At 41.1% G+C, this 7,876-nt stretch carries 3 protein-coding genes; all 3 read left to right on the top strand.

Annotated features, from left to right (window positions below; genetic code table 11):
- On the top strand, window positions 1-1,405 hold a 1,405-nt coding region (locus AZ66_RS24050), incomplete at its 5' end, for a preprotein translocase subunit SecA (protein WP_044357180.1).
- Window positions 1,406-2,291: 886 nt separating this feature from the next.
- Window positions 2,292-7,169: a S8 family serine peptidase gene (locus tag AZ66_RS30165; protein WP_052648819.1), complete on the top strand. Its 4,878-nt coding sequence runs from the start codon at window positions 2,292-2,294 to the stop codon at window positions 7,167-7,169.
- Between the two features lie 2 nt (window positions 7,170-7,171).
- The coding region (locus AZ66_RS24035; RefSeq protein WP_442950318.1) for an OmpL47-type beta-barrel domain-containing protein at window positions 7,172-7,876 on the top strand (705 nt) is incomplete at its 3' end.

Genomic DNA, 7,876 nt, shown 5'->3' with positions numbered 1-7,876 from the left:
ACTGCATGCTGAGATGCTTTTGAACAGAAATGTACATTATATTGTGAGGGATGGGCGAGTCCAGCTCATTGATGAATTAACGGGTCGAATTGCACAGAACAGGCATTGGCCGGATGGGCTGCAGGCAGCGGTAGAAGCGAAAGAAGGATTGGACATACGAGCGAATGGCCAGATACTAGGCACCATTACACTACAGCATCTGCTTCATTTATATCCAAAGAAATGCGGCATGACAGCTACCGCACAGTTGGCAACTCAGGAGTTCATGGACATGTACGGGTTCCAGGTGATCTCCATTCCGCCTAACAAGACGAGTCGAAGAGTAGATGAACCGCATATGGTATTTACGCATCGAGCTGCGAAGCAGAAAGCTATCGTGGACGTTGTGAAGTCTGTCCATCGAACGGGGAGACCCATACTGATCGGAACGTCCAGCGTTGAGGAATCGAATCAATATGCAGAAGCGCTGCGGAGGAATGGAGTAGCCTGTCAGGTTCTCAATGCATATAACGACTGGGAAGAAGCTGGGCTTATCGCCAAGGCAGGAATGCTAGGGGCTGTTACGGTGTCTACGAATATGGCAGGCAGGGGAGTAGATATCGTCCTTGGCAGCGGAAGCTCGGAAGACTATGAGAGGGTGGCAAGTCTGGGCGGCCTTTACGTAATTGGAACGATTGTGCATGAGAATGCGAGAATTGATAATCAACTAAGAGGGAGGGCGGGACGTCAGGGGGATCCAGGAACTTCACGGTACATGATTAGCTTGGAGGATGATGTCTTCATTCGTTATGGTCTTGCTGAGGTGCTGCCAAGTGAGCTTCTTGCTCGAAAACAGGACGATCCCTTGAATGATGCCCGAATCTTGCGGCTGATCGAGCATGTACAGCGAGTTGTAGATGGACAGCATCTGGATATGAAGAAGACGTTGAACAAGTACGCAGATTTATTGGAGCAGCAGCGAATGATCTTTTTCAATCGACGCAATGAAATCCTGCATAGGAGACAACAGCCTAACATTATTGCTGATTATGCACCAGAGCGTTACAGGCAACTGTGTGAACAGTTCGGAACGTCAACTGTCCATGCAGCCGTAAGACAAGTGCTTCTGGCAACCATGGATCAATGCTGGGCTGAGCATTTAGCGTATGTCGCCTATGTGAAGGAAGGCATCCATTTGGAGAGCCTCGGCAATAACAATCCGTTGGATGAGTATAACCGGCTCGTGATTGCGGCATATGAGCAGATTGATGGGGTTATAGTGCAGAGAGTGCTCGATCTTTTTTCTAATATTGATTCGGGCAGCAGCGAGCTTCATTTCAATGATGAAGAATTGAAGATTCCCTCTGCAACGTGGACATATACTATAACGGATCAATTTTTCCCGAATCGAGTGAGTTTGTTTTAAGGTTTTAGGTTCAATTATAAGCGGAAGTGATGCTGTCAACATTCAAGTGACGCAGCATGCTTCCGCTTGTTTTGATTACAAAGAAATAATTAGAAAGTAGGTCATGTCTGTCAGTGTCGGCGGCTCCTCACTTCGTTTTTGCAATGATTATTCTCTCAATATGAATGAGTAAAATTATATCTAAAACAGATTAAAAATACTGGATTAAGGATCTATTATTAGGAGGATAGTATAAGAAGATTTTGGAATAAGATTGTAACCATAGGCTAGTATTTCGAAATGAGTATACGCAGCCCTATTTTGGATTGGAGATGAAGTAAATCAGAACAATGCGAAGAAAAGCTATTTGGTTCACTATCGTGTTTATTGTGATCAGTATCCCTATGATCAAGGAACTGTATCAAGACTATCAGGCGAATATGATGATAGAGAGGGCATTGCATCAATTGTTTATTGATTATTGTCATGAAAATGTCGAGAAGATTGAAGTGAAGACAAGACTGGTTCAGAGTTCTTCGATTATGCCCGGAGGAGTAGATCATAAGTGGCATGCAATAACTTCGTCCTCAAAAGTTCCAGAAATGTGGGGACACCATGGAAAAGATGTTATTAGCATTTTTGATTTTCCGTGTTCTAAAAAATATTTCGTACTAGATCGAGAAGAAGAGAAATTTATACCAAAGGAGAATTTAATACTAGACGGTACAGATAATGCAGGATTTCATCCTTTACATTTATTGTTTTACTTTACGGTTTATTGCGTATATTTTTTAACACTCTTCTTGTACGTACTAATCGTGTATATGAAAAAGTGGAATACCAGGAAACGTTTGAACAAAAAAGATAAATGAGTTTCCAACATATGTATAAAGGGGCTAGGGGTAAAATGAAAAAGAAATATAGGCTGCTCGCTTCATTGCTATGCATCTTCATATTAATAGGTACTGATATTACCAGTGCACTAGGCATCTATTACTTGAATCAAGAATTTACAGAAGAGAATTATTCGTTATTGTTCGATGATCTTAAATTAAATCATACGGTAACAAATCAAGAGAACACCTCCGTATCTTCTGCTACTTATGGGGAACAAGAGAGACAAGACAATCAGGAGAGTCAAGAGCAAGAACGAAAACCGCGGGAACCATATTTGGTTGGATTGAAGCAGGGGGTCACCTTTGATCAATTTCTTAATAAACCCATTACTAAGAAGAAGATGATGCAATCCTCTCCTAACACTACCAAAGTAGAAACACTTCCGGTTGCAAATGCACTTCTGATGCACCTAAATGAAGTGGAGCTAACGCAACTGCAGAACAATCCGAATATCTCGTTTATTGAACCAGATTCAATAGTTGAGGTGGCCTCAACCAGCGTGATCACGAAAGATCATGAATCCTATAAATTTATGCCGGTTGATACTGAAATCACACCGTGGGGTGTTTATTCCATTGGCGCCGACCTTGCGCAATATAATAACTTAATGGGGAAAGGCATTAAAATCGGCGTCATTGATACGGGAATAAGCCCACATAACGACTTGGATATCGTTGACGGGGTTTCATTTGTAGATGGTTCATCTTACATAGATGATAATGGCCATGGCACGCATGTATCCGGCACGATTGCAGCAAAGAAGAATGATGCTGGTGTAATTGGCGTAGCACCTGAGGCGGAACTGTATGCCATTAAAGTGCTGAATAGCAGCGGACGCGGCTCATATAGCCAGGTCATTCAAGGGATTGAATGGGCGATTGAGCATGATATGAACATTATTAACATGAGCTTTGGCGGCATGGAGTACAGCAAGGCTCTGCATGAGGCGGTACAGAAAGCCGTAGACAAAGGAATAATCGTAGTCGCTTCAGCAGGGAATCATGGTGCTGGAACGGAGACAGAACTGTATCCTGCTTTATTTCCTGAGGTAATCTCAGTTGGAGCGGTTACAAAGGCACATAAAAAAGCAAATTACTCGAGCGTAGGCTCACAAATTAATCTGGTTGCTCCGGGATCTGATATCTTGAGTACAACCAAAGATGGGGACTATGGAGTTATGTCAGGCACTTCAATGGCAGCACCGCATGTAACGGGTGCATTGGCAGATATATGGGCCATGGATCGCCAGCACTCTGTTGAAGAAGTGAAACAGCTCGCTTACGATCATGCTACTCCTCTTGGTGAGAAACATGAGTATGGAGTTGGTTTGCTGAACGTTGCGAAGTCATTAGGTTTAATCGATCAAGCAATACCAGTTGTAAACTCCTTGGAAGAGGATAATTCCGTTCCTGAAGAGCCGATACCTGGTGATGGAGTAAGCATCGCATCGTATGATCATCAAGGCAATAATCAGACCGTTAACCCAGGGGATATGGCTACAGTTTCTTTGAAACTATCGGATCCAAAGACTCTGGTTTATATTGGTGTGTTTGATCCAGCCGGGGATAAAATTATGGGGGATTCTCGCTCGAATGTGCCAGCAGGAACGGCAATCACATTTGTATGGGCAACAAGCCATTTTACCGTGCCCGGAAAATATCGGATCAAGTACGCCTATTCTGGTACCGATATTGTAGACAATTTTTATATTAATGTAGTAAATGCGAGCAGCGGTCTGCGTTCACCCACCAATCTGAGTGTGAGTGCGACCGAAACAAGCATCCAATTGAACTGGGATCGAGTAAGTGGTGCAGATTCGTATGTATTAAAATTGAACGGCACTTTGGTCGATCGGACATCTAATACGCAGTTTCGATTTACGGGTTTGCAGCCGAATATGACGTATCGATTAGAAGTCGCAGCGGTTAATAGTAATGCGACTAGTTCGTTTTCTTCGATTTCTACTAGAACATCAGGTGGAGGAGCCAACGGAGCTCCAGCAGCACCTACAGGACTGAAGGCAACGTCGAGCAGCACTAGTATTACTCTAAACTGGGATAGAGTTGCTAATGCTACTGAGTATATTGTGAAAAAGAATGGTTCTGTTGTAGGAAGAACAGCAGATACAACATATATTCTTAAAGACTTGTCTAACAGCACAGCTTATACCCTTGAAGTAGCAGCATCCAATTCTTATGGTACGAGCTCTTATGCAGTCATTCATAAGACAACAGGTGAAGATATTCCTGCTCCTACGGGAATTAAAATAACGGCAGCGACTAAAGATGCTGTCACCATATCTTGGAACTCTGTTCCTGGTGCAGTAGCATATAGCTTGCGAAAGAACGGTACCTACGAGACGAGTATTACGACAACATCCTACACATTCAAAAACTTGACTCCGAATACGTCCTACACCCTTGAAGTTGCATCTAAGAATAGTTCCGGTCAGCTTGGTGAATACGCATCAATTAAGCATAATACTGCGAATGTTTTGTTACCACCTTCAAATTTGCGAATTACAGCAGCGACACACAATAGCTTGACATTGGCATGGACTTCAGCGAATGGAGCAACCGCCTACAGTCTTAAGAAGAATGGTATCTATGAAACGAGTAAAACAGATACAAGCCATACTTTTAAAGACTTAAAACCAAACACCCAGTATAAATTGGAAGTAGCTTCAAAGAAGAACGACGAAGTCAGTGACTATGCTAGCATCTTTAAAACAACATTGTATCCGGTTCCAACAGATATCATTGCCACGAATGTGACAGAGACAAGTATGCGGATTGTTTGGAATGGAACGTACGGAGCCCAATACAGCGTCCGCGTTAATGGAGTCTACTGGAGTACAATTAATAGTAACTATTTTACATTAGATAATTTGAATCCAAACACACTATATACAATTGAAGTCGCCAGTAAAAATGGAAGTGGAGAGTTAAGTGATTACATTAAGCTCTCACAAAAAACGCTTCAAGATCTAGTAAAACCAGTAGTCAAAATGTCACTGGATACAAAAGAGCCCTATATGATTAACGAAGAACTGTCATTTACACTTAGCGCAACTGATAATGTAAAGGTTGCCAAAACGACCATGTACGTGGATTTCAACGGTTCACGTATAAAAGAACAGGTTGTTACTAGTAGCAAATATTCGTATACTCCTAGTTCTGCAGGCAGCTATAAGTTTACTTATGAAGCGGTTGATACCAACGGCAATACCGCAGCGGTTTCAGTAAATATATCTGTCGACAAAAAAAGGGATGTTGTTGTCTTTGTACCTGGATTTCTAGGATCGGAGATTGTAAGAGGGAGTTCGACATTGTGGCCGACTTACTTAACATTAGATAGCTTAAATTTAAATGATTATGGCAATCCGAAGGATGGATCTACGTTTGGTTCAATTATCAAATACTATAATGTGCCTAATCCTTTTAATAGTAAGCGAGATGTTGCCGAAAAATTTATAAACAGCCTGAAGGATATGGGCATAGAAGTTGTTGAGGCACCTTACGATTGGAGAAGAGATTTACGCAACGCCTCTTCCGAAATAAGCAAATATGTCGATGAAGCATACCGCCTATCAAAAGGACAGAAAGTTACAATTGTTACACATAGTACAGGCGGAATCGTAGCTAGACATTATTTGCTTACTAATTTTCTTGCCAAAGATAGGGTCGGTAATTTTATCAACATCGCTTCTCCAAACCTAGGGAGTGTCATTTCTATTAAAGGTTTAGTTGCGGGCGATTCACTGGGAGTCGCTAGTTTTGGTTTTCCTTTTGATCTCTTAGAGGCTAAACAAATGGTACAGAATATGCCTTCTGTGTATCAGTTGCTTCCAGGGAAAAAGTTCGTTGATGCATATAAGGGGTTATATGGAAGTCTTGTTGAATTCAATTCATATTTTCTAGATGATTATCGCAAAGGAAATACCGTTGATAACTATAATGAGCTAAAGAGCTATATTCCTAAAAATCACAATAGACTACTTTATGAGGATCCGGAATCCAGTAATTCATTTCGATATAAAATTGAAAATCAGGCATTAGATCCATCAATTAATGAATATCGTATCATTGCACATGGATTTCAGACGTTAACTCAATTTAAAAAAGCTAAGGTAGACCCATACTATGGTTATGGTCTCGATTGGGGATATCGGGTGTTATGGGGAGAAGGTGATGGGGTAGTTCCTATCTTAAGTGCTAATTTCAATGATATGTTTAGTTCGACGGATTATTATATAAAAAGTACGCACGTAGGTATGATCAATGGTACTAAAGAAGAAGCTTACTCTAAGACTTTGGATATTATACGAAAAATTGTTGTGGACAATAGACCTCCTTCAGAAAGAGAGCATCCAAGAATAAGTACATCGACGATGAGAGGAAATCATGGAATTTACTTTGAAGCAGCAGGCAAGCTTACTGCGTTTGATGCCAAAGGTAATTTCGCCGGATTCACTAGTGAAGGTAAATTTATAAATGACATTCCAGAATTAGCGTATGAAGTCTTGGATAACTCGACCTTTTTATTTGTGCCAGAAGGACTTCAATTAAGTATTAAGTTCGAGGGCACTGATACAAGTAATATGAATATGGGTTTCACCTCTTATGATGGTGATCTTCCTGGAAATTCGAACATAATTCAGAATGTAAAGATTAAAAAAGATACAAAAGTTTCCTTTGATTTCACTGGAGGACAACACAATGTTGGACAGTTAGATGTTCTATATGACTATAACAACAATGGATCAATAGAAGTTCTTCATCCATCTAAAGAGATTACGGCTGCTGAATACTTCGATACAACAGCACCTGTAACGACTCATACACTGAGTGGAACTATAAAAACGATAATTGGTATGTTACGCCTGTAACGATGACACTTCTTCCAACCGATGAGGGAGGAAGTGGTCTAAGCAAAACAATGTACCAAATCAATGACGAACCAGAGATGGAATACACGGAACCAGTTGAAATGAGGCAAAATGGTGTTTTAGAAATTAAGTACTACTCGATAGATAAAGCTGAAAATATGGAAGAGAAGAAATCATTCACGCTCAAAATTGATACGGAAGCTCCTTCCGTTCCAGAGAACGTAAGAACAACACATACGAGTGTAAACAGTATTGGAATAGAGTGGACTGCTTCTAAAGATAACCTTGGTTATGTTAAATATCAGATATTTAATTACGATAAATTGATTGGGGAAACTGAGGAAAATAAATTTATTATTGATAATCAACTTCCGAATACAGATTTTTCACTAGTCATTAATGCTGTAGATCAGGCCGGTAATGAATCTGTAAGTAATCGATTAGAAACTGCAACGACATCGACGGTCCCTATGCTAATTGCAGGAGAGAAGAACAGCACATATGTAAAAGCAGATGGAACACTGTGGATGTGGGGAGACAATGAATTTGGTCAAGCGGGTCTAGGGACTACAGGAGGGAAATCCAGTATGGCTATGAAGATAGCCAACCTGGAGAACGTTATTGGAGTTGCAGTAGGGAGTAATCATACGTTGGCTTTGACCCAAGATGGCCGCGTATGGTCGTGGGATACGGGTACTATGGTCAAT

It is taken from the genome of Paenibacillus sp. E194 (assembly GCF_000935845.1).
In the GTDB taxonomy this organism is placed as follows: domain Bacteria; phylum Bacillota; class Bacilli; order Paenibacillales; family Paenibacillaceae; genus Paenibacillus_B; species Paenibacillus_B alvei_B.
This window is presented reverse-complemented; position numbering and strand designations above follow the sequence as displayed.

Bases quoted from the DNA above. Each gene is read 5' to 3' on its own strand.
- AZ66_RS30165 (WP_052648819.1), top strand. From the start codon at position 2,292: ATGAAAAAGAAATATAGGCTGCTCGCTTCATTGCTATGCATCTTCATA.